The organism is Roseomonas mucosa ATCC BAA-692 (assembly GCF_000622225.1).
GTDB classification, from domain to species: Bacteria; Pseudomonadota; Alphaproteobacteria; order Acetobacterales; family Acetobacteraceae; genus Roseomonas; species Roseomonas mucosa.
On the sequence record NZ_JHWD01000019.1, the window covers coordinates 34,343 to 59,164 of the forward strand.

General features: G+C 71.9%; 18 protein-coding genes and 1 tRNA gene. 12 read left to right on the forward strand and 7 right to left on the reverse strand.

Going from position 1 to position 24,822, the window contains the following annotated elements:
* Together BT98_RS24690 and BT98_RS24695 are read right to left on the reverse strand one after the other, a co-directional pair.
* Nucleotides 1-927: an NYN domain-containing protein gene (locus BT98_RS24690; protein WP_019462189.1), complete on the reverse strand. Its 927-nt coding sequence runs from the start codon at nt 925-927 to the stop codon at nt 1-3.
* A 113-nt stretch (nt 928-1,040) separates the two neighbouring features.
* Nucleotides 1,041-2,123, reverse strand: a complete 1,083-nt coding sequence (locus BT98_RS24695; RefSeq protein WP_019462188.1) for a YihY/virulence factor BrkB family protein — start codon at nt 2,121-2,123, stop codon at nt 1,041-1,043.
* Between the two features lie 307 nt (nt 2,124-2,430).
* Here BT98_RS24695 and BT98_RS0116050 point away from each other — a divergent pair, with 307 nt between their 5' ends.
* Nucleotides 2,431-3,441, forward strand: a complete 1,011-nt coding sequence (locus tag BT98_RS0116050; RefSeq protein WP_099782180.1) for an SAM-dependent methyltransferase — start codon at nt 2,431-2,433, stop codon at nt 3,439-3,441.
* Between the two features lie 97 nt (nt 3,442-3,538).
* Here the strand turns inward: BT98_RS0116050 and BT98_RS0116055 are convergent.
* A tRNA-Leu gene (locus BT98_RS0116055) sits at nt 3,539-3,621 on the reverse strand.
* 295 nt (nt 3,622-3,916) lie between these two features.
* Between BT98_RS0116055 and BT98_RS0116060 the strand changes: the two genes are divergently transcribed.
* The 11 genes from BT98_RS0116060 to BT98_RS0116110 all read left to right on the forward strand — a co-directional run bounded on the left by BT98_RS0116060 (nt 3,917) and on the right by BT98_RS0116110 (nt 18,931).
* Nucleotides 3,917-4,543 (forward strand): chemotaxis protein CheW, encoded by a 627-nt coding sequence (locus BT98_RS0116060; protein ID WP_115359202.1) that lies wholly within the window; start codon nt 3,917-3,919, stop codon nt 4,541-4,543.
* The gene (locus tag BT98_RS0116065) at nt 4,540-6,105 is read left to right on the forward strand and encodes a CheR family methyltransferase (RefSeq protein ID WP_244881539.1); all 1,566 of its coding nucleotides are present in this window, start codon (nt 4,540-4,542) and stop codon (nt 6,103-6,105) included. The genes BT98_RS0116060 and BT98_RS0116065 overlap by 4 nt, the downstream gene beginning before the upstream one ends.
* Nucleotides 6,106-6,115: 10 nt before the next feature.
* Entirely contained in the window at nt 6,116-6,853 is a 738-nt protein-coding gene (locus tag BT98_RS26220) for a chemotaxis protein CheW (protein WP_019462184.1), read from the forward strand.
* A gap of 6 nt (nt 6,854-6,859) precedes the next feature.
* A complete protein-coding gene (locus tag BT98_RS0116075; protein WP_019462183.1) occupies nt 6,860-8,527 on the forward strand; it encodes a methyl-accepting chemotaxis protein in 1,668 nt (555 codons plus the stop codon).
* 34 nt (nt 8,528-8,561) lie between these two features.
* Nucleotides 8,562-10,970: a hybrid sensor histidine kinase/response regulator gene (locus BT98_RS0116080; protein ID WP_019462182.1), complete on the forward strand. Its 2,409-nt coding sequence runs from the start codon at nt 8,562-8,564 to the stop codon at nt 10,968-10,970.
* Nucleotides 10,967-12,100: a chemotaxis-specific protein-glutamate methyltransferase CheB gene (cheB, locus tag BT98_RS0116085; protein ID WP_369699836.1), complete on the forward strand. Its 1,134-nt coding sequence runs from the start codon at nt 10,967-10,969 to the stop codon at nt 12,098-12,100. The genes BT98_RS0116080 and cheB overlap by 4 nt, the downstream gene beginning before the upstream one ends.
* On the forward strand, nt 12,097-13,833 hold the full coding sequence (locus tag BT98_RS0116090; RefSeq protein WP_019462180.1) for a response regulator: 1,737 nt from the start codon (nt 12,097-12,099) through the stop codon (nt 13,831-13,833). The genes cheB and BT98_RS0116090 overlap by 4 nt, the downstream gene beginning before the upstream one ends.
* A complete protein-coding gene (locus BT98_RS0116095; RefSeq protein WP_019462179.1) occupies nt 13,830-15,755 on the forward strand; it encodes a response regulator in 1,926 nt (641 codons plus the stop codon). The genes BT98_RS0116090 and BT98_RS0116095 overlap by 4 nt, the downstream gene beginning before the upstream one ends.
* Nucleotides 15,756-15,814: 59 nt before the next feature.
* Entirely contained in the window at nt 15,815-16,543 is a 729-nt protein-coding gene (locus tag BT98_RS24705) for a GntR family transcriptional regulator (protein WP_019462178.1), read from the forward strand.
* On the forward strand, nt 16,540-17,520 hold the full coding sequence (locus BT98_RS0116105; protein WP_019462177.1) for a 2-hydroxyacid dehydrogenase: 981 nt from the start codon (nt 16,540-16,542) through the stop codon (nt 17,518-17,520). Before BT98_RS24705 ends, BT98_RS0116105 begins: the two co-directional genes overlap by 4 nt.
* 193 nt (nt 17,521-17,713) lie before the next feature.
* On the forward strand, nt 17,714-18,931 hold the full coding sequence (locus tag BT98_RS0116110) for an ABC transporter substrate-binding protein (RefSeq protein ID WP_019462176.1): 1,218 nt from the start codon (nt 17,714-17,716) through the stop codon (nt 18,929-18,931).
* 123 nt (nt 18,932-19,054) lie between these two features.
* Here BT98_RS0116110 and BT98_RS0116115 read toward each other — a convergent pair whose 3' ends face one another.
* From BT98_RS0116115 to prpC, 4 genes are all read right to left on the reverse strand, one after another.
* Nucleotides 19,055-21,139, reverse strand: coding sequence for a DUF4214 domain-containing protein (locus BT98_RS0116115; protein ID WP_019462175.1), 2,085 nt, complete (start codon nt 21,137-21,139; stop codon nt 19,055-19,057).
* Between the two features lie 378 nt (nt 21,140-21,517).
* A complete protein-coding gene (locus BT98_RS28605; RefSeq protein ID WP_026033389.1) occupies nt 21,518-22,483 on the reverse strand; it encodes an SH3 domain-containing protein in 966 nt (321 codons plus the stop codon).
* A 251-nt stretch (nt 22,484-22,734) separates the two neighbouring features.
* Complete coding sequence (prpB, locus tag BT98_RS0116125; protein ID WP_019462174.1) at nt 22,735-23,658, reverse strand: methylisocitrate lyase; 924 nt, start codon at nt 23,656-23,658, stop codon at nt 22,735-22,737.
* On the reverse strand, nt 23,655-24,812 hold the full coding sequence (prpC, locus tag BT98_RS0116130) for a bifunctional 2-methylcitrate synthase/citrate synthase (RefSeq protein WP_019462173.1): 1,158 nt from the start codon (nt 24,810-24,812) through the stop codon (nt 23,655-23,657). The genes prpB and prpC overlap by 4 nt, the downstream gene beginning before the upstream one ends.
* Nucleotides 24,813-24,822 lie beyond the last annotated feature (10 nt).

Below are 24,822 nucleotides of genomic sequence, written 5' to 3' on the forward strand. Positions count from 1 at the left end.
TCAGTCTCGGGAGACGGGCGGATGCCGGGCGGGATCGCGCAGCCAGCCTCCGCCGGCGCCGGGGATGAGTTCGAGGCGCGGGTCGCCCGCGGTGGCCAGCAGGCGGCCCAGGCTGCCGGCACCGCCATAGGCCGAGCTCCGCAGCATCGGCCCCAGCCGTGCCTGCAGGCGCTTGCCCAGGGCCGGCAGGTGCAGCGGCGCAGGGGCGTGGGCAAGCTCCTCCATCACCAGCGACAGGATGGCCTCGCGCGGGGCGGCGGGGTCGCCTCCCGGAATGTCCAGCCCACCCTGCTCCGGGACCGGCGGTGGCCCGCCGGCCGCGGGGGGTGTCGCCTGGGCGGGGGTGGCACGCCTCTCCTGGCTCCAGCCCAGGGCCTGCCCGACGAAGACGTCGCTGCCGACCACCTCGTCGGCCGCGGCGCGGTAGGCTTCGGCGGCGTTGCCGACCGCGACCACGACGGTGCGCCGGTCATGCGCGCGCAGACGGTGCAGCACCGGCGTGAAGTCGGCATCGCTCGACACCAGCACGAACTCGTCGAAGCGCGTGGCGTGGCCAAGCGCATCCAGAACGTCCATGACCAGCACGATGTCGGCGCTGGTCTTGCCGCCACGGGTCAGCGGCGGGCATTCGGTGATCTGGAACCCCGCGCGCACCAGCTTGTCGCGGAAGCTGCCGAAGAACACCCGCTCGCCATCGGGCAGAACCAGGGAGCCGACCGGATTGAGATAGCAGCGCCGCACAAGGATACGCCGCTGCACGGTGGGCGGCGTCATGCCGCGTCCCGGCTGCGGCGCGTGACGCTGCGCGATCCAGTCGAGCCAGCGTCCGGGCTCGGCCACGAAGATTTCCGCCGCCTCGGGTGCCTGCAGGCAGAGCGCGCTGAAGACGTTGTCGAAATCGATGAAGAGCGCGACCCGCTGTTCCATGGCGCCGCCCCTGGAAGAGAAGTGGGTCACAGGTGTTGCCGCCCGGATGGCCCTGTCATGCGTGATGCTCCAGCAATGGCTGGCGAGCGTATCACGAAATGACGGGGTGGCCCCTAGCCGCCCGCCGAGCGCCGGAACAGGCCCAGCCAGGGGCGGCGACCGTGGCGGATCTCGCGCCCGGCCGCCAGGGTGACGCCCAGCACACCCGCCACCCGCCACAAGGTGCCCTCCCGCGCCACCAGCGGGGCCGGCTGGACAATGCTGGAAGCCGGGGCCGGGGCCGCCACCTTCCGCTCCGCCGCCTTCGGGTCCGCCGCCTTCGGGTCCGCCGGTACCGGTGCCTGCTGCTGGCTGCCTTCCAGCCCGGCATAGGCACGGGTGAACTCGGCGCCCAGCAGGAAGATCTGAGAGGAGTAGTAGACCCAGAGCAGCACGATCATCACGGAACTGGCCGCGCCATAGGTCGTGGCCATGTTGCTGCTGCCCAGATACCAGCCGATCACCGACTTGCCGAGAGTGAAGAGCAGCGCGGTCACGAAGGCGCCGATCGCCACGTCGCGCCAGGGCAGGCTGCGGTCCGGCAGGATCTTGTACATGGCGCCGAAGAGCAGCGCGATGATGCCCAGCGAGATCACGAAGTTCACCAGCGACATCAGCAGCGTGATCTCGGGCGCCCCGCCCCGGAGCCAGGTGCTGACCATCGAGATGCCGGCGCTGACCGCCAGCGAGACCAGCAGGATGAAGCCGGTGGCGGCGACCAGCCCCATGCTGGCTGCCTTGGCGCGCAACAGCCGGCTGACGGTCTCGGTGGTGTCCTCGTCCGCGTCGGGCTCGACCTTCCAGATGGCGTTGAGCGCGCCCTGGAGCTCGCCGAACACGCCGCTGGCGGTCAGCAACAGGGTCACGAGCCCGACCACGGTGGCAATGGTACCGCTGGTGCCGTCGCTGGCGCCCCGGACCATGTCCTGGATGGTGGCGGCCCCCTGGTCCCCGATCAGGCCGCGCAGCTGGTCGTCCAGCGCGCCACGCACCGCTTCCTCGCCGAAGAAGAAGCCGGCGATGGCGGTGGCGATGACCATCAGCGGCGCCACGGAGAAGATGGTGTAGTACGCGATCGACGCGCCACGGCTGAGACAGGAATCGGCGATGTAGCCGTTCACCGTGTCCATGATCAGGGCCCAGATCCTGCGCAGCATGTCACCAAACCTCGTTCCGGTCGCGGTCCGGCCGACGGGACGGCTTGCCCGGACCGGGAGCAGAACGAGCGGAGCAAGGTTGCGGTTGCCGGGCGCCGCGGCACTTCCCGCGCGATGCCGTGCCCCGCCCCTCCGCATCGCAGCGGGGCTGTTCTCCACGGCCTCCTGCCGGTTTCCCGCCTCCCTTCGCCGCCCGACGCCTGCCGCATGGCGCCCGATCCGACATCCTTCCGTATACCCTTCTCTGGCGCCCGTCTCCGTTCAGGCGGGCTGACGGCGGCGGCCTGCCGGGGTAATGGCGGCCGTCATGACCTCCTCCCGCGCCCCGTCACGGCCCGTTCCAGCGGATGTCCCGGCCGATACCGCCCCGCTGCCCGTGATCCGGGCCGCCTATCGCGCGCATCCGGGCTTCGAGGCGGATCTGGAGGAAACGCTGCGCCGGGCCGGTGCCCGCCTGTCGGCCTGGCAGGGGGATCTGGCCCTCTCGCCCGACGCGCCGGTGGAATGCCCCTGGGCACTGGACATCTGGACGGCACCCCGGCTGCTGCCGGTTCCCTCGATCAAGGGCGCCGCCGGGGCGCTGCGCGGCATCCAGCGCAACTGGGCCCTGTGCTCCACGGGAAACCATCGCCGCGCCGCGCTGATCGAGGCGGCCCTGCCCCCGGTCAAGGCGAAGCCCGTAGCCTTCCCCGCCCCCGTCCCCACCGCGCCGCTCGGGGGATGGACGCTGCTGCGGCCGGACCTGATGCTGGCCAGCCCGGAGAAGACCAGCCCCTATCCCGCCGGCGCGCCGGTGCTGGTGGAGGATCACGAGGGGCCGCCCAGCCGCGCCTATCTGAAGCTCTGGGAGGCCTTTCTGGCGGCCCGCCACTGGCCCGGCCCGGGCGATGCCTGCCTCGACCTCGGCGCCTGCCCCGGAGGCTGGACCTGGGCGCTGGCGAAGCTGGGCGCGCAGGTGGTGGCGGTGGACAAGGCTCCGCTCGACCCGCGCGTGGCCGCCATGCCCGGCGTCTCGGTGCGGCAGGAAAGCGCCTTCGGCCTGGACCCGCGCACGCATCCGGAAGTGGACTGGCTGCTGAGCGACGTGATCTGCTACCCGGCCCGGCTGCTCGGGCTGGTGCGGCGCTGGATCGAGGCCGGCAAGGCGCGGCACATGCTCTGCACCATCAAGTTCCAGGGCGGCACGGACCACGACACGGCGTCCGAATTCGCCGCCATTCCGGGCGCCCGCCTGACCCATGGCGCCTACAACAAGCACGAGCTGATGTTCCACTGGAGCCGGTCCGGGATGGAGCGGCGGAGCCCTGCGGACGGGTGAGATGCCCCGCCCCGTTTGGCCCGCCCAGAGATGCGGGCGATGGGACGCTCATCCCGGAAGCGTGGTTCGCAGGCTTGGTCCGCGTCGCGCCGGGGGATGCGGGCGGCCGGATTCGAACCGGCAAACCACTGAAGGCTAACGATTTTAAGTCGTCTGTGTCTACCGTTCCACCACGCCCGCAAGACCCGGGAGCCTTTCCCGGAGCACCCTTGCACCCCTCGGGGCCGCCTGCCGGAGGGAGGGGATTTATCGGAAGCCGGAGTGCAGTCAACCACGCCCCGGCCTGGCATGCCCATGCCGCCTCCGCCCCGGGCACTTGTGCCCGCGTCCCGCGGGGAGATCCACACCTTGTGGCCCGCCCTTGGACACATGCTGGAAAGGCCGTTTCTCACGCCGGAATCTCGACCAGTGGTTAATTTTCCCGGCAGCGATACACTTTTCAGTAGCTTCTTGGAGGCATCCGCCCGGCTGTGGCATGCTGGCCCGATCCCTGGCCTGCGACGATCCGCCACCTGCCAGCCATGCTGCGGAGCCCTCTTCTCCCTTGGTCGCCTCCCTGTCCGATCCGAACCTGTCCCTTGCCCGGACCGAGCAGCTGGTGCTCTTCGCCGCCGGGGACCCGCAAGGGGGGGCGCGGCTGGCCCTGCGACGGGAGGCGGTGCGGGAGCTGCTGCCCCTGCCGCGCCTCTGGACCCCGCCCGGACTGCCGCGGCTCCTGGCCGGCTTCCTGAACCTGGGGGGAGAGGCGGTGGCGGTGCTGCGCCTGTCGCGCCTGCTGGAGCCGGAGGCGGCATTGCCGGCGGAGGATGATGCCGCGGTCGGCATCTACCGGCACCTGATCCTGCTCGGCGACGGGCAGGAGCGCCTCGCGCTGCTGGTGGACCGGGTGCTGGACGTGGTGCGGGTGCCACGGGAAAGCCTGCAGCCGCTGCCGGCGGAGCAGAGCCTGAATGGCTGCGCCGAGGCCGAGGTCTCACTGTCCGACGGCTTCGCCCGCCTCCTGGCGCCGGAGCGGCTGCTGATGGAACGCGAGCGCGCCACCCTGGCGGAACTGGAAGGGCAGGCCCGGCGCCGCCTGGAGGAATGGGCCGCGCGGTCATGAGCGCCCACCCCGGCCCGCCGTCGCTGCTGCCGGACGCGGCCTTCCTCGAACTCAAGGGCCGCATCATCCGGCGCACCGGGCACTTCTACTACCAGGACAAGGACGAGCTTCTCTGGGAACGCCTGCTGCGCCGGATGCGCGCCACGGCCTCTTCCTCCAGCGAGGCCTATCTCCGCCGCCTGGACGATCCCGCGCATGGCGAGGCCGAATGGTCGGCGCTGGAAGCCGAGATCACCATCGGCGAGACCTTCTTCTTCCGCTACGCGGAGCAGTTCGCCGCCCTGCGGGAACGCATCCTGCCCGAGCTGATCCGGCGCAACCGCGCGACGCGGCAGCTGCGGATCTGGAGCGCCGGCTGCGCCACCGGGGCGGAGCCCTATTCCATCGCGATCCTGCTGCACCGCCTGCTGGGCCGGGAGATCGGCGACTGGCGCTGCCGCATCCTGGGCACCGACATCAACGAATCCTTCCTGGACGCGGCCCGGGAGGCCCGCTTCAGCGCCTGGGCGCTGCGCAGCCTGCCGGCCGAGGAAAGGGCGCAGGACTTCCTGCCCGACCCGTCCGGACGAAGCTGGCGGCTGCGGCCGCCCTTCCGCTCCCTGGTGCGGTTCGAACGGCACAATCTCCTGTCCCTGCTGGACCCCGCCGCGCCGCTGGACCTGAGCGGCTTCGACCTCATCCTGTGCCGCAACGTGCTGATCTATTTCCACCCCGACACCGTGGCACGGCTGGTCCGCGCCATGGGGGAGAGGCTGGCGCCGGAAGGCTGGATGCTGCTGGGCCATGCCGAACCCAACCCGGCCTTCGCCGCCTTCCTGTCGGTGGAGCAACTGCCGGGCACCGTTGCCTACCGCCGCCGCCCCGCGGCACCCGCCCTCCCGCCCCAGGCGGCACCCGGAGCCGGTGGAGAGGAAGCACCGGCCTGGGCGGCCCCTGCGCCGCCTCCCGCCGCCCAGCCCTGGAGCCCGTCATCGGGCCAGGCCTGGAGAATGCCGTGGCAGAGTTCGGGGCCGGAAGCCCCCGCCGATCCGCCGCCCCTCTTCGTCCCCCCGGCCTGGGTCGGGGCCGGCCGGGCCACGCCGCCGGGGCTGCCGCCCCTACCCCTATCCCTGCCCCTGCCGGAACCCGGGCTGCTCATCCCGGCCGGGCCGGAGGTCGGGACGGAGACTCCGGCGCTGGAGCGGATTCGCCGCCTGGCCAACCGCGGCGAGTCGGCGGCGGCGCGCGCCGCCTGCGCGGAGGCCATCCGTGAGGACCCGATGCAGGCGGCGATGCACTTCTACGACGGCCTGCTGGCCCGCGCCCTGGGCCAGGCCGCGGAAGCGGAAGCGGCGCTGCGGCGCGCCCTCTATCTGGACAGGAACTTCCTGGCCGCGCACTACCAGCTCGGCCTGCTGCTGCTGGATCTCGGCCGGCGGCAGGAGGGGCGGCGCGCCATCGCGACCGCCGCCCGGATCGCCCGCACCCTGCCGGGGGAAACGCCTGTCGAGGAGGGGGACGGGATGACCGCTGCCAACCTGCATGCCCTGGCCCGGCTGCAACTCGGCCTGTCCCTGTCCTGATGCCGGCCCCATGACCAACGGAATCCCCGAACGGGGCGCCGCCCCGGCGATCGGCCCGGGGGGCTCCGCCCCGGTAATCGGCCCGGGGGGCTCCGCCCCGGTAATCGGCCCGGGGGGCTCCGCCCCCACGAAAACGCCCCTGGCGCTTCCGGCGGTAGGCGGGCTGAGCGAGGCACGCGCCGCGCGCCTGCTGGAGGAGCGCGCGGCCCGGCTGGCTGCGCGCCAGGGCCGGGCTGGGGAAACCGGCGCGGCCCTGGCGCCCGTGTTGCCCCCCATGCTGGCCTGCGCGCTCGGCCGGGAATGCTATGGCCTGCCGCTGGAGCGGCTGCTCGCCGTGCAGCCGGCCACGGTCCTGGCGGGCCTGCCCGTGATGCCGCCGCCGCTGCTGGGCCTCTTCGCCCGCGCCGGGCAGCCCTATGCGGTGCTGGACCTGGCGGCGATGCTCGGCCTGCCTCCCGCTCCGCCCCCTGCCGGCCAGGGGGCGGCCGACGCCCCGGCGGGCCACCTGCTGCTGCTGCGCGGCGGGCCGGGCCGGGTGGCCCTGCGCGTGGACCGCGCGCTGGGCGTGGTCACGCCACAGCCCCTGGCCGCGCCGTCCGGTGGGCCCGGTGACCAAGGCGGCGCCGTCGCCGGGCGCGGGCTGGTCCCGGCGGGGCCGCTCGGCCCCCGGGAAAGAGTGCTCGGCCTGCTCGATCCCGACCGCCTGCTGCAACCCTTCCTGTCCGCCACCTCCGCTGCGGGAGCCTGAATCCGCGTGTCGATCGCCAATCGTATCCTCTTCGGCTTCGTCGTCCTGATCCTGATGCTGGCCGGGCTTGGCTGGTACGGGCTGAGCCAGCTCAGCCTCGTGCGCGACACGACGGACACCATCGTCACCCGCGACCTCGCCATGATGCGCCAGCTCGATTCGGTGCGCACCGAAAGCCTGACCGTGCAGGAGGCGCGCAACACCGCGGTGGCGCGCTTCCTGCTGCGTCGGCTGGACCGGCCGGTGCCCGACGATGATTCCCAGCGGATCTGGAACGAGGCCCATGGCCGTTCGGAGGTCGCGATCCGCGATGCCCGCGACCGCGCCCGCCGCTTCACCGACAGCTCGGTCTCCGACGACCGCCGGCGCTCCTGGCAACGGCTGAACCAGTCCCTGGATCGCGGCGCCGGCATCCTGGGCCAGATGCGGGGCCTGACGGAAAAGCAGTTCGCGGCGATCCGCGCCAACGACCTGGAGGGCGTGACCGCGGCCTCGGCGCCGATCCTGGCGCTGTCGCACGATCTCGACACCGCTTTGCAACAGGCCGATGCGGAGCTGGACGAGGCCCTGGCGGCCGGGCAGTCCGTGGTGGCCAGGACCTATGAGGAAAGCCGCCTCTCCGTGCTGGCGGTGCTGGGCTTCGCCCTGCTGGTCGGGGTGATCCTGGCGGTGCTGGTGCGCCGGACCATCAGCGCGCCGCTCTCCGCCTTCATGGAATTCGTCACCCGCGTCGGCCGGGGCGACCTGTCGGGCGCCGCGGCCGCCACGGGCAAGGACGAGATCGGCCAGCTCGGCGCCACGCTGAACGGGATGGTGGAGGGCCTGCGGCAACTGACGCGGCAGAGCCGGGAGGTGACCGAGAACCTCAACGCCGCCGCCGCCGAGATCCGCGCCTCCACGCAGGAGCAGGCGGCAGGCGTCGAGGAGCAGCTCGCGGCGGTGCAGGAGACCGCGGCCACGGCCGACGAGATCACCCATACCGGCACGCAGATCGGCAAGCGGGCGCAGGAGGTGATCGCCTCCGCCCAGGCGGCGGCGCGCAACAGCAGCGCCGGGCTGCGTGCCGTGGACGACACGATGCTGGCCATGGACTCGATCCGCGAGCAGGCGGAGGCCGTGGCCACGAACATCGTGTCGCTGAGCGAGAAGACCCAGGCGATCGGCGAGATCATCGCCACGGTGAACGACATCTCGGAACGCTCGCACCTGCTGGCGCTGAACGCCGCCATCGAGGCGGCTGCGGCGGGCGAGCAGGGCCGCTCCTTCGCCGTGGTGGCCGCCGAGATGAAGACCCTGGCCGACCAGGCCAAGGAGGCGACCTCGCAGGTGCGCTCCATCCTGGGCGACATCCAGCGCGGCATCAGCGCCTCGGTGATGCTGACGGAGGAGGCGGTGAAGCGCGTCTCCGCCGGCAAGGCGCGCACCGACACCACCCATGCCACGATCCGCGAGATCACCGGCAGCATCCAGGAGAGCGTGCAGACCTTCCAGCAGATCGTCGCCAGCACCAACCAGCAGCAGCTCGGCATCGAGCAGGTGATGGGCGCGCTGGGCAACATCCGGCAGGCGAGCCAGCAGACGGCGGCCAGCACGCGGCAGCTCGACACGGCGGCCAGCAATCTCAGCCAGCTGGCGCAGCAGCTCGTCACGCTGGCCGACCGCTACCGGCTCTGAGCGCGGCACCGGCAAGCGAAGAGGCCGCGCGCGCATGTCCGACTTCCGCCAGGAACTGCTGGCCGCCTTCGCGGTGGAGCACCGGGAACACCTGGATGCCATCCGCGCCGCCCTGGCGGCGGCGGAGGCCGGGCGGCCGCTGGACCTGCGCGACATCTTCCGCCGCGCGCACAGCCTGAAGGGCGCCGCCCGGGCGGTGGACCTGCCCGCGGTGGAGGAGCTGGCGCACCGGCTGGAAACGCTCTTCTCCCGGCTGGGCGAGGGCCGGATGCCGCTGGATGCCCGGGCCCAGGCGGTGGCGCAGCAGGGGCTGGACGCGGTCGAGACCCAGGTGGCCGCGCACCTCGCCGCCGCGCCGGAGGAGGACGGGCCGCCCCCGCCGTCGGCGGCCCTGGCGGCGCTCGACGCGCTGCTGGGCGCCGCCGCGCCGGATGCCCCGGCGGAGGCGCATGGGGCGCCCCCGGCGGCGCCCCGGCCCGGCCCGGCGGAACGGCCCGGCGAGGAAGGCGGCGAGAAAGAGGCGGCACCCGCCGCCACGCCAGGAACCTCCACGTCAGGAACCTCCCCCCCGGCACCCGCCGAGCGGCATCCGGTGGCAGGCGGCGGCGAATACCTGCGGGTCGAAGCGGGACGCGTCGATGCCCTGTCCGGCCTGCTGCACGAGCTGTCGGGGGAGTTGCAGAACCAGGACCGGCAGGCGGAGGCGCTGCGCCGGCTGGAGCGCCGGCTGCGGGGGTTGCGCCGGACCTGGCAGGAGCTGCGCGGCGAGGCCGGAAAGGCCAACGGGGGCGGCGCGGAAGCGCGGCTGCGGGAATTCGACCTGGCGCTGTCCGGCCTGGGGCGGGATCTCGCCGCCCTGGTCCGCGACGGCCGCGACGCGGCCTGGAACGCGGATCAGCTGTCGCGCCGCCTGCGCCAGGGGGTGGAGCGGATCTCCCTGGTTCCGGCCGAGGCGGTGCTCGGCGGCCTGGGCTCCATGACGCGCGACCTCGCCCGCTCCGAGGGCCGGGAGATCGCCTTGCGGCTGGAAGGGATGGAGACCGAGGCCGACCGCCGCGTGCTGCAGGCGCTGAAGGACCCGGTCCTGCACCTGCTGCGCAACGCCGTGGGGCATGGCGGCGAGGCGCCGGAGCGGCGGCGCGCCCTGGGCAAGCCGGAACGCGGCGAGGTCGGGCTGCGCGTCGAACTGGGCGGCGGACGGCTGCGGCTGCGCGTCTTCGACGACGGCGCCGGGCCGGACCCGGAGCGCATCGAGGCCCAGGCGGTGCGCCAGGGCCTGCTGCCCGCCCGCAGCACCGAGGCCCCACCCCCGGCCGAGGACCGCCTCCTCGCCCTGGTCTTCGAGCCCGGCTTCTCCACCGCCGAGGCGGTGGGGCGGCTGTCGGGGCGCGGCATGGGCCTGTCGGTGGTGGCGGAGGCGGCGCGGGCGCTGCACGGCCATGCGCTGATGCGGCGGCGCCACCCCTGGGGGACGGAGGTGGTGATCGACCTGCCCTTTTCCGCCACGCGGCAGAACGTGCTGCTGCTGGAGGCCGGCGGCCATCCCCTGGCCCTGCCGACCCATGGGGTGGAGCGCCTGCTGCGCCTGCCCGAGGCGGCGCTGCAATGGGCGGAAGGCCATCTCGCCACCCGCATCGCATGGGGTGGACGGGACGTTATGCTTCCCGTGACAAACCTCGCCTCCCTTCTCGGTGTCTCCGGCGCCCGGCTGCCCACCGAGGCCGGCCAGCTGAGCGCGGTCCTGCTGCGGGCCGGGGAGCGGCGCTGCCTGCTCGCGGTGGAGGCGCTCTCCGACGTGCGGACGCTGCCGGTCTCGGCGGTGGATGCGGGCGCGGGGGGCGGCTGGGGGCTGGACCCCGCCCTGGTCTCCGGCCTGGTCCTGCCGGCGGGGAGCCTAGTGCCGCTGCTGCGCCCCGAGGGGCTGATGGACCGCTGGCTGCGCGGCATGGGCGGCACCGGCGAGGGCCACGGCGCCGGGGGAGATGCCGGAGGACAGGCCGCCGGGGGCCGGAGCGACAGGCTCGGCCTGGTGCCCCGTCCCGGCGCTCCGGCGGGCGAGGCGGAGGCCAGCGAGCGCGCCAGTATCCTGGTGGTGGACGATTCCATCACCACGCGGACCCTGGAGAAGAGCATCCTGGAGGCGCAGGGCTACCGCGTCCTGCTGGCCGTGGACGGGGTGGAGGCGCTGAACCTCCTGCGCGGCGGCGAGGCGGTGATCGACCTGGTGCTCGCGGATGTGGAGATGCCGCGGATGGACGGCTTCGGTCTCCTGCAGGCGATCAAGAACGACCCGCGCCTCGCCGGGCTGCCGGTGATCCTGATGACCTCCCGCGCCGACGAGGCGGACATCCGGCGCGGGCTGGAACTGGGCGCCGGGGCCTATCTCACCAAGCAGAAGTTCGACCAGCGCGAGCTCCTGGCCACGATCGGGCAACTGCTGTGAACGGCGCCACCCCCTCTCCCGGCTCCTCCCGGGGGCAGCTCCCCTCCGGACGGACGCTGCCCGTCCGGGTCATGGTCGTGGAGGACTCGCTGGTGGTGCGCCGTCTCCTCACGCACATCATCGCCAGCGACCCGCGCCTGCTGCTGGTGGGAGCGGTGGAATCGGCGGAGGAGGCGCTGCGTTCGCTGCCGCGCCTGCGGCCCGATGTCGTCTCGATGGACATCCGCCTGCCCGGCATGGACGGGCTGGAGGCGACGCGGCGGATCATGGAGGAGAACCCGACGCCGATCGTGGTGATCGCCGACGCGGTGGAGGATGCCTCGCTGCGCATCTCCATGAACGCGCTGCGCGCCGGGGCGCTGTCGGTGGTGGAGAAGCCGGTCGGCCTGTCCTCCCGCCACTACGAGGCGATCGCGGAGGAGATCTGCACCCAGCTCTTCATCATGAGCCAGGTGCCGGTGATCCGGCGCCGCGCCATCGGCCGGGCCGCCGAGCCGCCCTTCCCGGTCCTTCCGGAAGCCCCGCCCATGGCGCCTCCCGGCGCCGCGCCCGTGCGTCCCTCGGTGGTGGCCATGGCCGCCTCCACCGGCGGGCCGCCGGCCCTGGCGCGGGTGATCGGCGCCCTGCCCGCCGGCTTCCCGGCGCCGCTCCTGCTGGTGCAGCACATGGGGGCGCCCTTCATGGAGGGCTTCGCCGCCTGGCTGGACGGTCTCGTTCCCTTGAAGGTGGAAATTGGCCGCGATGGGGTGACGCCCCTGCCCGGCCATGTCTATGTGGCGCCCGGCGACCGGCACCTGCTGCTGTCGCGGGCCGGTCCGTTGCAGGTCAGCGCCGGTCCCCCGGTGGGCGGCCAGCGCCCCTCGGCCAACCTGCTGTTCCGGTCCGTGGCGGAGGCCGCCGGGACCAGGGGGCTGGGAATCCTGCTGACCGGCATGGGCGAGGATGGAGCGAGGGGGCTCACGGAGTTGCGGCGCCAGGGCGGCTTCACCATCACCGAGCACGAGAGCAGCGCCGTCGTCTATGGCATGCCGGCGGCGGCGGTGCGGTTGGGCGGCTCCTCGGCGAGCCTGCCGCTGCACCTGATCGCGCCGCGCCTGCTGCGCCTGGCCATGCCGGAGGCGCGTGCATGAACGGCGAAGCCAACGCCGGCGCCAGCATCCTGCTGGTCGAGGATTCCGACACCCAGGCCCTGCAGCTTCGCCGGATGCTGGAACAACAGGGCTTCGCCGTGACGCGCGCGGCCACGGCCGAGGCGGCGCTGGACGGGCTGAACGACGGGCTGCCCGATCTGGTGATCGCCGACTACCACCTGCCCGGCATCAACGGCGACGAGTTCTCGCGCCGCATCCGCATGAACCTGCGCACCCGGGCGATCCCGGTGCTGATGCTCACCAACGCGCGGGAGCAGGACCTGGAGCGGCAGGGGCTGGAAAGCGGCGCCGATGCCTATGTGTCGAAGGCCGCGGGACAGGAGGTGATCCTGCTGCGGCTGCGGGCGCTGCTGCGCCGCCGGCCGCGGGGCGCCGAGGAGGCGCCGCCACCCGCCGGCTCGCAGGCACAGCCCGCCTTCCGCCGCGCCGCCATCCTGCTGGTGGAGGACAGCGCCACCCGCAGGGCCTGGATGAGCCGCCTGCTGTCGCAGGACGGCTACGCCGTCCATGCCGTCGCCGGGCCGGAGGAGGCGCTGGCCGCCGTGCAGGCCGAAGGCGCCGCCTGGGACTGCGTCGTGATCGCCATGCTGAGCCCGGGCTTCGACGGCGTGGCGCTGTGCCGCCGCCTGAACGCCCTGCGCAGCGGGCCGGGCGAAGGGCCGTCCTTCCAGATCGTGGGCCTCGGCAACGACGAGAGCACGGGGCGGGAGATGCTGTCCCAGGTCTTCGAGGCCGGGGCGGACGACCTGGTCTCGGCCACCGCCAGCGCCGAGGCGATCCGGTTGCGCATCCGCACCGTGGTGCGCCGCCGGCTGATGCAGGAGGAGAACCGCCGCATCGATGCCGAGCTGCGCGGGCGGGAGCTGGCCCTGGCCCATGCGCGGGCCGAGGCCGCCGCCGCCGAGGCCCGGGCCGCGCTGGCCGAGGCGCTGTCACGCGCCAATGCGGAGCTGGAGGAAGCGAACCGCCAGCTCCGCGACACCCAGGCCAAGCTGGTGCAGGCCGCCAAGATGGCCTCGCTGGGCGAGCTGGTGGCAGGCATCGCGCACGAGATCAACAACCCCCTGGCCTTCATCCTGGCGCACCAGGGCACGGTCGAGCGCGTGCTGGAACGGCTCGGCCCGCATGTCGATGGGCAGGCGGAGGCCCAGGCGCTGGTGGAGAAGGGGCTGCAGCGCTCGCATTCCATGACGCTGGGCCTGAAGCGCATCCAGGACCTGGTGCTGAACCTGCGCAAGTTCTCGCGGCTGGAGGATAGCGGCTTCCAGACGCTCAACGTGCCGGAAACGATCGAGACGGTGGTGGCGCTGCTGACGCACAAGCTGTCCAACCGCATCGTGGTGCGGCGCCAGTTCGATGCGAGGCCGGAGCTGTTCTGCTCCCCCGCCCTGCTGAATCAGGTGGTGATGAATATCGTGGGCAACGCGGCGGATGCGATCGAGGACCAGGGGACCATCACCATCGCCACGCGCGAGTCGGACGGGCAGTACGTGATCGAGATCGCCGATACCGGCCCCGGCGTGGCGGAGGAGCTGCGCGAGAGGATCTTCGAGCCCTTCTTCACCACCAAGCCGATCGGCTCCGGCACCGGGCTCGGCCTCGCCATCGCCTACAACGTCGTGCGCGCGCATGACGGGCACATCGCCGTGGGGGCCTCGCCGGAAGGCGGCGCCCGCTTCACCATCAGCGTGCCGCTGCGGGCCACCACATGAGCAGCCCTCCGTCGCACGGCCTGGGCGGCCCGGCACGGCCGGATGCCCGCCGGGGCGCCCACCGGGGCACGATCCTGCTGGTGGATGACGAGGCGGAGATCGTCACCGCGCTGCAGGACCTGTTCGAGGACGAGTACGACGTCCTCGCCACCACCTCGCCCACCGATGCGCTGCGGCTGCTGCAGCACGACCCGAACGTTTCGGTGATCCTGTCCGACCAGCGCATGCCGGGCATGACCGGCGACCAGATGCTGGCCCGGGCGCGCGACATCACCCATGCCGAGGCGCTGCTGCTGACCGGCTACGCCGATCTCGACGCGGTGGTCTCGGCGCTCAACAAGGGGCGCATCGCCGGCTATTCGCCCAAGCCCTGGGACCCGGTGGCGCTGCGCGGGCTGGTGGGCAGCGCGCATGACCGCTGGGCCCTGGCGCGCGCGCTGGAGACCGAGCGCAGCCTGTTGCACGGGCTGCTGGACAATTCCCCCGGCCGCCTCTCCTTCAAGGACGCGCAGGGCCGCTTCGTGCGGCTGAACGTGGCCAAGGCGGAATCGATGGGCCGCAGCGTGGCGGAAAGCCTGGGCCGGCGCGAGCAGGACTTCCTGCCCCCCGAGGCCGCCGAGGCGCTGACGCGGATCGAGGCGGAGGCGCTGCACCGGCGCGGTTCCGCCGAGGTCGTGGAGGAGGAGCGCCAGGAGGGCGAGACGCGCTGGTTCTCGGTGAGCCGCGTGCCGGTGATCCGCCAGGACGCGCCCGCCTTCCTCGTGACCATGGAGCACGAGATCACCGAGCGCCGGAACCTGGAGGCCCGGCTGCGCCAGGCGGACAAGATGCAGGCGCTGGGCACCATGGCGGGCGGGGTGGCGCACGACTTCAACAACCTGCTGACGGCGATCCTGGGCAACCTGCAGCTCGCGCTGCGCGCCGCGCCCGAGGGGTCCCGCCAGCAGCGGCAGCTCCGCAACGCCATCGCCGCCGCCGAGCGCGGCTCCGGGCTGACGCAGCGGCTGCTCTCCTTCAGCCGGCAGCGCGACCTCGACCTGCGGCCGGTGGATGCGAACGAGCTGGTACAGGGGATGGAGGACCTGCTCGGCCGCACCCTGGGCGGGCTGATCCGCATCGAGCACGACCTCGCCCCGGATCTCGCCCCGGTCCTGGTGGACCCGGGGCAGCTGGAGCTGGCGCTTCTCAACCTGTGCATCAACGCCCGCGACGCCATGCCGGAAGGCGGGGTCCTGACCCTGGGCACGCGCCGCGCCAGGGTCGAGCCCGGCAGCGTGCCGGAGCTGAAGCCCGGCGACTATGCCGCGCTCTCGGTGCGCGACACGGGCGCCGGCATGGCGCCGGAGGTGCTGGGCCATGCCTTCGAGCCCTTCTTCACCACCAAGGAGGTGGGCAAGGGCACGGGGCTGGGCCTGTCCATGGTCTATGGCCTCATGCGCCAGTCCGGCGGCGGCATCCGCCTGCAAAGCGGACCGGGGCAGGGCACGCTGGTGGAGCTGTTCCTGCCGCTTTCCGACCGCCTGGGTCCGGAGCAGGGCCATGCCGGCACCACGCCGCTGCCACGGACGCGGCCGCTGCGGATCCTGGTGGTGGATGACGACCCCGCCGTGCGCGAGGTGACGGCGACCTTCCTGGAGGAGCTCGGCCACGAGATCCTGGAGGCCGGGGACGGCCCCACCGCCCTCCGCACGCTGGAGGACGAGGAGATCGACCTGATGGTGGCGGATCTGGCGATGCCCCTGATGTCGGGGGCCGAGCTCGCCGCCACGGTGAAGGCCTCCCACCCCCGGATGCCGGTGCTGCTGGTGACCGGCTATGCCGAACTGGACAAGCTGCCCAAGGAATACCCGCTTCTGCACAAGCCCTTCCGGCAGGCGGATCTGGCGCGGTGCATCCAGGAGCTGATGGAAGGCCAGGGCTGAGCAGGGCGAGTGACACGGCAGGCTGGTGACAGAAACTGCCCGACTGATATTGTAGATTCATGCCGCCCGCCGCCCCGATCCCCCTGGAGATCGAAACCACGCCCAGCCTCGCGGAGCGCGCCTATGTGCGGCTGCGGGATGCCATCGTGGAGGGAAGCCTCGCCGCCGGCAGCAAGCTGTCCGAGCGCCGCCTGGCCGCCGCACTGGGCATCTCCGCCCAGCCGGTGCGCGAGGCGCTGCGGCGCCTGGAAGGCGAAGGGCTGGTGGAGACCCGCCCCAAGAGCGGCACCTTCGTGTCCGCCCTGGACAGCGACAGGCTGGCGGAAATGGGCCGCATCCGCGCGGCGCTGGAAGGTGCCGCGGCGTCGCTGGCGGCCCGCCGGGTGGGTCCGGCCGACCTGCGGGTGCTGGAGCAGCGGCTCGGCGCCATCCGCGCCGCGACGGATCAGGGCGACCGCGCCGCGCTGGCCGGGGCCAACGACGCCTTCCATACCGCCCTGCACCGGATCACCGGCAACGCCTTCCTGATCCGCAGCCTGCAGGCCCTGCGCGCCTATTTCCACGTCGGCAGCCGGCGCGTCCTGGCCGGAGAGGCGGAGATCCGCCTCGCCCTGGAGGAGCACCTGGCCATCCTGGATGCCATCGCCGCCGGCGAGGCGGAACAGGCCGAGCGTCTGATGCGCGCCCATGCGCTGCGCTCCCTGGCCGTGGCCTTCCCGGAAGCGGACCGTTGCCTCCCTGCCCCGCGCCCGGCCTCCCCTGACGAAAAGGACTCGCACGAATCATGACCGAGGATCAGTCAGCCCAGGGCAGGCCGCGTGTCCTGGTCGCCCGCCGGGTGCCGCCGAACGTCGCCGCCCGCGCCCGCGAGATGTTCGATGCCATCGTCACCGAGGCGGACATGGATGCCGACACGGCGCTGCGCGTGATCCGCGAGGAGCGCATCGCCGGCCTCTTCTCCGGCCCCAAGGTGAAGTTCACCGCCGCCCATGCCGCGGCCATGCCGGACGGGCTGAAGGTGATCGCCAATCCCGGCGCCGGCTACGACCACATGGATGTGGAGGCCGCCAGGACGCGCGGCATCGTCGTGACCAACGCGCCGGACGTGGTGACGGACTGCACCGCCGACCTCGCGCTGATGCTGATCCTGAACGCCAGCCGCCGTGCGCGCGAATACGACCAGGTGATGCGCGAGGGCTGGCGCAGGCCCTATGGCATGCCGGACCTCCTGGGACTGCGGCCGAGCGGCAGGACACTCGGCATTGTCGGCATGGGGCGCATCGGCCAGGCCGTGGCGCAGCGCGCGCGCGGCTTCGGCATGAGGATCCTCTACAACAACCGCCGCCGCCTGCCGCCGGAGCTGGAGCAGGGCGCCGAATATGTCGCGGACCTGCATGACCTGCTGCGGCGCTCGGAGATCCTGTCCCTGCACCTCCCCGCCAGCGCCGAAACGGGCACGCTGATGACGCGGGAACGCTTCGCCCTGCTGCCGCGCGGCGCCGTCTTCGTGAACACCGCGCGCGGCTCCCTGGTGGACGAGGACGCGCTGATCGAGGCGCTGGAATCCGGCCAGCTCTTCGCCGCGGGCCTCGACGTCTTCCGCAAGGAACCGGATTTCGACACGCGCCTCGCCGCCTTGCCGAACGTCTTCCTGACGCCGCATGTGGCCAGCGCCACGGTGGACACGCGCGACGCCATGGGTTTCCGCACGCTGGACAACATCGCCGGCGTGCTCTCCGGCCGGGGCGCGATCGATCCGGTCTGAGCAGGGTGCCGGCCCGTTCTGCCCGGAGGGAGGAGCGGGCGTCAGGCGTTGCGCCCGGCGGCCGGCTCCGCCCTCGCCTCGGAGGAGGTTTTCGATCACCCTGGGCACCGGGATGCCGGAGGCTTCCGGCAGAAGACGGACGGCCCGGACGATCGGCCGGGTGGGCCGGTCCATCATGATCGGGAGTGGTAGGATGCAGTTCACGAGGCGCCTGTTGCTGGGCGCGAGCGCCACGGCCTTCACCCTGGCGCGGCCGGGCCTGGTCCGGGCCCAGGGCACGACGCCCATCCGGATCGGCGAGATCAACAGCTACACCACCCAGCCCGCCTTCACCTTGCCCTACCGCGACGCCATGCATCTCGCGGTGGAGGAGATCAACGGCAAGGGCGGCGTGCTCGGACGGCCGCTGGAGCTGATCACGCGCGACGATGCGGGCAAGCCGCAGGATGCCGTGCGGCTCGCGGGCGAGCTGCTGAACGAGGCGAAGGCGGATGTGCTGGCCGGGGCCTACCTGTCCAATGTCGGGCTGGCGCTGGGCGAGTACGCCGCGCAGAACCGTCGCCTCTACGTGGCGGGCGAGCCGCTGACCGATGCGATGGTCTGGGAGAAGGGCAACCGCTTCACCTTCCGCCTGCGCCCCTCCACCTATATGCAGGCCTCCATCCTGGCGGAGGAGGCGGCGAAGCTCCCGGCGAAGCGCTGGGTGACGGTGGCGCCGAACTACGAATACGGCCAGTCGGCGGTGAAGTGGTTCCGACAGATCCTCTCGGCCAGGCGGCCGGACGTGCAGTTCGTGGGCGAGCAGTGGCCCGCGCTGGGCGGCATCGATGCCGGCGCCACGGTGCAGGCGCTGGAGGGGATGAAGCCCGAAGGCCTCTTCAACGTGCTGTTCGGGCCGGACCTGACGAATTTCGTGCGCCAGGGCAACACGCGCGGGCTGTTCGAGGGGCGCGGCGTCGCCTCCATGCTGACAGGCGAGCCCGAATACCTCGACCCGCTGGGCGACGAGGCGCCGGAGGGCTGGATCGTCACCGGCTATCCCGGCGAGGCGGTCGACACCCCGGCGCACAGGGCCTTCGCCGAGGCGTACCGGGCGAAGTACAAGGCCAAGCCGATGTGCGGCTCGCTGGTCGGCTTCTCGCTGATCCACTCCATCGCCGCCGGCATCGCCCGGGCCGGGGCGCTCGATCCCGACAAGCTGGTGGCGGGCTTCCGCGGCGTGGAATTCGCCACGCCCGCTGGCCAGGTGGGCTATCGCGCCATCGACCACCAGAGCACGCTGGGCGTCTTCGTCGGACGGACGGCGTTGAAGGGCAATGCCGGCGTCATGGCCGACTGGCGCTATGTCGACGGGCGCGAGCTGCTGCCAAGCGACGAGGTGGTGCGGAAGCTGCGACCCGCGGAAAGCTGATCCGGCCGCCACCGGAGCAGGGCCTCATCGTTGCATGAGTGGCGGCCTTGCCTTCCGCCACCGTCCCGCGGTGACCGTGCCTCGCGCACCGGGCGTTGCACCGTCCCGAGGGACAAGGCGGTGTCAGACAAAGGCGATGCCGCTGTGGACACCGTCGCTGCCGGTGTTCGCCTTGGTCAGCATCTGGTGCTCCACACTCTCGGACATCGCCAGCAGCACGCCGCCCCGCGACAGGGAATGGGTTTCCAGCAGGCTCAGGAAATGGGCGTAGCCGCCCGCATCCGGTTCGCGGTGCAGGGCGGTGTGGTAGAGGCCGCTGACGAAGGCCTCGTCGCTCTGCTGCCCGTGCACAGCGTTCCACTCTGGCGTGGTCAGCCACAGGTCCGGCAGTTGCGCGAAGGTGAATTTCTGCCCCTTCACCGCCGCCACCCAGTTCTCGAGACCTCCCCGGTCCGGCAGGCGCCCGAAGGCCGCGTCGTAGAGGCGGGCGATGGGCACCGCCGTCTGGTCGGGAATCCAGATCCCCGCCTCGATCTGGCCGGCGGTATTGGCGCGGTTCTCCCGCCCCTCGGAGATCGAGATCAGGGCCTGCTCCAGCCCCTCTGACGAGAAGGCGGACAGCGAGGCGATTCTGGCGGATGCCGTTCCGTAGACGTTGCTCTCGATCCGCGCCAGGCTGCCGGCCGCGCCGGTCGCGCCCCCCGCCTGGAACTCGGCGCTGGCCAGGAAGTTGTGCGCCAGGGTCTCCAGACTGCCGCCCGCCGCCAGGAAGGCGATGTGGTGCTGCAACCCGCCCGGGTCCGGCGCCCGGTTCAGGGCCGCCTTGTAGAGCCGGACGACCTGCGCTGCCGCGTCATCCACGTCGAAGACCAGCCTTCCGTCCGTCAGCGCGACGACATCCAGCGCCGCCGCATGATAGGCGGTGCTGCCGTGCAGGATGGTCACGCCGCCGCTGGCGTCACTCACCTGGACCTCCCGCAGCCCGGTCGCGTGCAGGGCGGCGACGTTCCGGCCCGCCGCATCCTGGGTGACGGACAGGGCCTGCAAGGCTCCGGTGGCGACGGCCACGCCGGTGGCGGGGGTCCAGACCGGCAGGCCCTGGTCGTCATAGACCGCGTTGCCCTGGCCCGGGCCGCTGCCATCGGCGAGCCGGCCATAGCCCCATCCATAGTGGAGCGTCCCGCCCGTCAGCGGCAGGTCCGACGCGAAATCCAGCCGCAGCGTGTCGCCGTCCACGACGGTGGCGTGCGTGGCCGCGATGGAGGTGCCGTCCGCCAGCCGGACCGCCCAGCCCAGCCCGGAGGCCGCCGCGCCGCCGAGGGCGGCGAAGGCATGGGCGCCGTCATGCTGCACATCGACGGTCAGGCTGCTGGCGCCGATCCGGCGCGCCCAGATGACCTCCGGCCCCTCGTTGTCGATGTTGCCCAGCGCCCGCGCGACCGGCGAGCCCGCCAGGGCATATTCCGACCAGCCCTCCGCGATGCTGAGCGCGGCGCGCTGGATCACCAGCGCGGCATCGCCGGCCGACATGTGCCCGCCACCGTATTCCGCGGTGGCCGCATTGGCGTCGAGGTTGTCGAAACTCATGTCCAGGTCGAGGGCCCGGGCTGCGATCGTGGCGTTGAAGCCCGCATCGGCGGCCAGCTTCTCCATCACCGCGCGGATCGCCTGGAGACCGTCGGGGGCGTAGCTGCGATAGGGGATCGCGCTGACGAAGTCATAGGGCATGTCCAGCGCCGAGTTGCCGAAGGCCGCACGCAGCAGCGCGGCATCGTAGCGGACCGCGCTTTCCCACATCGCCGCGGCACTGGCCGTGGTGAGGCTGCCGTTCTGGATGTCGTGCTGCAGGGTCAGGCTGTCGGTCTCGTTGTGCAGCCAGAGCACGGTGGTGGGATTGTCCCGCAGGTCGGCGGAAAGGCCCTGGACGTAGTTCAGCAGCCGCTGCTCCACCGTGCCGGTCGTCCAGCCCTGCCGCCAGTCGCCGTTCACCGCCTTCAGCCAGTCGCCGAGGAAGCCGGTGGCGCCCTGGATGGTGGTGGCCGAGTTGTCCGAGGCGCTGAGCGGCCCGGCCAGGATATGGACCTGGTTCTGCACGCCATCGAAGCCGAGAAGTGCCTCGACCGCCTGCTTCAGCTTGGCCGAACCACCGAAGTTGAGCGCCAGGAGCTCAGCATTGGACTGGCCCCTTACCAGAATATTGAGATCCAACGTCTTGCCCCCGCAAGAATTTCATTGGAACCCCCTTAAAAACCCCGCGTGTAGTTTCCATTAATATCCCAATCCCAGGGCTTTTTCCTTAACCTCCCGTTCATTTATTGCATGCTGTTCATGCGATATTCAGTTCCACTACCTATAAGCGAACAAATAAAGGACCGGAAAGCTGGGCCGGTCGCTCCGGATTCAGGAAGCGGCAGGATCTGGCCCAATCATGGGCCATGGCTCCTGGCCGGAACGCGGCCATCTCGCGGGGCGGGGGGGGGACAGGAAGCGCTCCCTCGCCCGGACTTCCGTGTTCTCCGGATCGCCTGCCCGGGTCCCGCTTCCAGGGACGTCGGCTGTCCAGGGCTGGAACCCGGAAGCCCGGCGCTAACGCGGCCTGTCCGTCAGGCTTCCATGAACCCATCCCCAGGGCTGATCCGAACCCACCTGATACCAGCCGCCCGGAGATTCCCCGAAGACGGACAGGGCGGTGCCACGCGGAAGGACGCGCAGGACTTGCGACTGGTTCCGCGGCTGGGTCCGCAGATTGCCGCCCTGCCTCATGGCGATCCTCGCCCTGGCTGGCGCCGCCGGTGCGCGAGGGGCGCTGGCCGGAGCCGGCTCCACCCTGTCCGGAGGCTCGGCCCTGGGCCCGTCCGGAATGCCGGCCGGCGCCAACGCGGCCGGTTCGGTGGCCAGGGAGCGGGCCTCAGGACGGGGCCCTGCTGCCTCCGGCTCCACGGCCGGGACCGGCAGAGGCGGATTGGAGGACCGCCACGGCTCCGCTGGGACGGTCACGGGGTCGCGGGCGGCGAGAGGCCCCGGCGGGACCGGCTGCTCCGGCAGGGGGAGTGCCGGGGGAAGCCGGGCAGGCGCCGGGGACAGCGCGGCCCGGATCGCCTCCACGCCATCCGGGCGGAGCAGCATTCCCCCACCGGCCACCAGGCAAGCGACCGCCAGCAGCCCGGCCATCCGGCCCATGCCATGGCGGGAACCGGATGGGCGCGCCGTCGCAGGGGCGGGGTCCGGCGGCACAGGGCGGTCGGCCATCTGCTCCGCCCATCGTTCCCGCGCAGCCTGGGAGGTCGAGAGAAGCCGCTGGACGGCCATCAGCGAGGCACGCAGCTTCGCCGGATCGGGATGGTCGGCCCGGAGCTGCGTCCGGATGTCGAGCAGCAGGAACTCGACATTGGCGCGTGCGGGATAGGGGATGAGATGCAACCTGCCGGCGATGTCATCGACCGTCGCCAGGACCTTGAGGGCCTCGAACCTCCGCTTCGCCGTCTGCCCAGCCTGTGCGCCAGGCTCCGCCGTGTCCGATCCCCGCCGCGTTCGCGCATCCTGCTGGAACATAGTCACCCCTCGATCTTCCCAGAGTAGTAAGAGGGCCTGCGCATCAACTCAGGATGGCCCTTCGCAAGAAAATGGAGCGAGACTCCCCCTCGCCATCCTGATCTTCGATTTCAGGTGATCTAAAAACAGACTCTGGTCCCGAGCGCAAACTTCATCCCGGTTCTACGGGAATTCTTCGATCCTCCATTCGGATGCTTCCATCCTGGCGGCGGGAGCCCGGACGTTGCCGCCCGGGCGGGACCGTTCCGTGATCAGCCCTTCTGCGGCATGCCCTGCGGCACCACGGTCCTCACGATGGAGGCGTCCAGCGCCTCGTAATCGCCATAGCCGATGGTGGCGTAGAGCTCCGCCCGCGTCTGCATGCGCTCGATCATCTTCTGCGTGCCGCCGTCGCGGCGGATGGCGGCGTAGAGCTCCTCCTGCGCCTTGTTCGCGACGCGGAGCGAGGAGACCGGCCAGATCACCATGGAATAGCCCATCTCCTCGAACTCGCTGGCCGTGAAGAAGGGCGTGCGGCCGAACTCGGTCATGTTGGCCAGCAGCTTCGCGCCCGGCATGCGGCGGGCGAACTCCCGGAACATCTCGGCCGTGGTCAGCGCCTCGGGGAAGATCGCATCCGCCCCGGCCTCCAGGTAGAGCCTCGCCCGCGCCACGGCGCCGTCGATGCCCTCGCTCGCCGCCGCATCGGTGCGCGCCACCAGCACGAGATGCCGCCGCGCCCGCGCCGCCGCAGCCACCTTCGCCGCCATGTCATGCGCGTCGGCCAGCTTCTTGTCGTTCAGGTGCCCGCATTTCTTGGGCAGGAGCTGGTCCTCGATATGCACCGCCCCGGCCCCCGCCTCCTCGAAGGCGCGGACCATGTGCATGACGTTCAGCGCCTCCCCATAGCCCGTGTCGCCATCCACCAGCAGCGGCAGGCCGGAGGCGCGGGCGATCTGGCGGATGAAGAAGCAGACCTCGTCCACCGTGATGATGCCGAGATCCGGCAGGCCCATCGAGGCGGTCATGGCGGCGCCGGACAGGTACAGCCCCTCGAAGCCCGCCGCCCTCGCCTGCAGGGCCGCCTGGCCGTTATGCGCGCCGGGAAGCTGCAGGATGCCGGGGCTGTCCAGCAGCGCGCGGAACCGCTCCCCGGCAGGACGGGCGGGAAGGTCGCTGGCGACGAGGTAGGTCAAGACAGGCTCTCCCGCTCCTTCAGCGGCACGAAGGGGCGGTCCTCCGGGCCGGTGTAGTTGGCATTGGGACGGATGATCTTGTTGTCCGCCCGCTGCTCCAGCACATGGGCGGACCAGCCGGCGGTGCGGGCGATGACGAAGAGCGGCGTGAACATCGCCGTCGGCACGCCCATCATGTGGTAGGAGACGGCCGAGTACCAGTCGAGGTTGGCGAACATCCGCTTGGTATCCGCCATCACCGCCTCGATGCGCTCCGCGATGCGGAACATCTTCATGGAGCCGACCTGCCGCGACAGGTCCTCCGCCACCTGCTTGATCACCGCGTTGCGCGGGTCGGAGACGGTGTAGACGGGATGGCCGAAGCCGATCACCACCTCCTTCTCCGCGACGCGGCGGCGGATATCGGCCTCGGCCTCGTCCGGGTCGGCGTAGCGCTTCTGCACGGCGAAGGCGAACTCGTTCGCGCCGCCATGCTTGGGCCCGCGCAGCGCGCCGATGCCGCCGGCGATGGCGGAATAGAGGTCGGAACCCGTGCCCGCGATCACCCGGCAGGTGAAGGTGGAGGCGTTGAACTCGTGCTCGGCATAGAGGTTCAGCGAGGTGTGCATCGCCCGCACCCATTTCGCCGAGGGCTCGCGCCCATGCAGCAGGTGCAGGAAATGGCCGCCGATGCTGTCGTCGTCCGTCTCGACCTCGATGCGCCGGCCGTTCTGCGAGAAGTGATGCCAGTAGAGCAGCATCGAGCCGAGCGAGGCCATCAGCCGGTCGGCGATGTCGCGCGCGCCGCTCGGGTTGTGGTCCTCCTGTTCCGGCAGGGCGCAGCCCAGCGCCGAGACGCCGCTGCGCATCACGTCCATCGGATGCGATGCGGCGGGCAGCGCCTCCAGCACCTGCTTCACCGCGGCGGGAATGCCGCGCCAGGAGCGCAGCTTGGCCTTGTAGCCGCGCAGCTCCGCCTCGGTGGGCAGGGAACCGTGGACGAGGAGATAGGCGATCTCCTCGAACTCGCACTGCGCCGCGATCTCCAGGATGTCGTAGCCGCGGTAGTGCAGGTCGTTGCCGCTGCGCCCCACGGTGCAGAGCGCGGTGTTGCCGGCGACGACGCCGGACAGGGCAACGGATTTCTTGGGCTTCGGGGTGACGGTTTCGCTCATGGCTTCTCCT

What these genes read in the sequence shown, in the direction of transcription:
- BT98_RS26220 (WP_019462184.1), top strand. Translation starts at nt 6,116, where the DNA reads ATGACCAACGGAATCCCCGAACGGGGCGCCGCCCCGGCGATCGGCCCG.
- BT98_RS0116095 (WP_019462179.1), top strand. Translation starts at nt 13,830, where the DNA reads ATGAGCAGCCCTCCGTCGCACGGCCTGGGCGGCCCGGCACGGCCGGAT.
- BT98_RS24695 (WP_019462188.1), bottom strand. Translation starts at nt 2,123, where the DNA reads ATGCTGCGCAGGATCTGGGCCCTGATCATGGACACGGTGAACGGCTAC.
- BT98_RS28605 (WP_026033389.1), bottom strand. Translation starts at nt 22,483, where the DNA reads ATGTTCCAGCAGGATGCGCGAACGCGGCGGGGATCGGACACGGCGGAG.
- BT98_RS24690 (WP_019462189.1), bottom strand. Translation starts at nt 927, where the DNA reads ATGGAACAGCGGGTCGCGCTCTTCATCGATTTCGACAACGTCTTCAGC.
- BT98_RS0116065 (WP_244881539.1), top strand. Translation starts at nt 4,540, where the DNA reads ATGAGCGCCCACCCCGGCCCGCCGTCGCTGCTGCCGGACGCGGCCTTC.
- prpC (WP_019462173.1), bottom strand. Translation starts at nt 24,812, where the DNA reads ATGAGCGAAACCGTCACCCCGAAGCCCAAGAAATCCGTTGCCCTGTCC.
- BT98_RS0116110 (WP_019462176.1), top strand. Translation starts at nt 17,714, where the DNA reads ATGCAGTTCACGAGGCGCCTGTTGCTGGGCGCGAGCGCCACGGCCTTC.
- BT98_RS0116080 (WP_019462182.1), top strand. Translation starts at nt 8,562, where the DNA reads ATGTCCGACTTCCGCCAGGAACTGCTGGCCGCCTTCGCGGTGGAGCAC.
- BT98_RS0116060 (WP_115359202.1), top strand. Translation starts at nt 3,917, where the DNA reads ATGCTGGCCCGATCCCTGGCCTGCGACGATCCGCCACCTGCCAGCCAT.
- BT98_RS0116090 (WP_019462180.1), top strand. Translation starts at nt 12,097, where the DNA reads ATGAACGGCGAAGCCAACGCCGGCGCCAGCATCCTGCTGGTCGAGGAT.
- BT98_RS24705 (WP_019462178.1), top strand. Translation starts at nt 15,815, where the DNA reads ATGCCGCCCGCCGCCCCGATCCCCCTGGAGATCGAAACCACGCCCAGC.
- BT98_RS0116050 (WP_099782180.1), top strand. Translation starts at nt 2,431, where the DNA reads ATGACCTCCTCCCGCGCCCCGTCACGGCCCGTTCCAGCGGATGTCCCG.
- BT98_RS0116105 (WP_019462177.1), top strand. Translation starts at nt 16,540, where the DNA reads ATGACCGAGGATCAGTCAGCCCAGGGCAGGCCGCGTGTCCTGGTCGCC.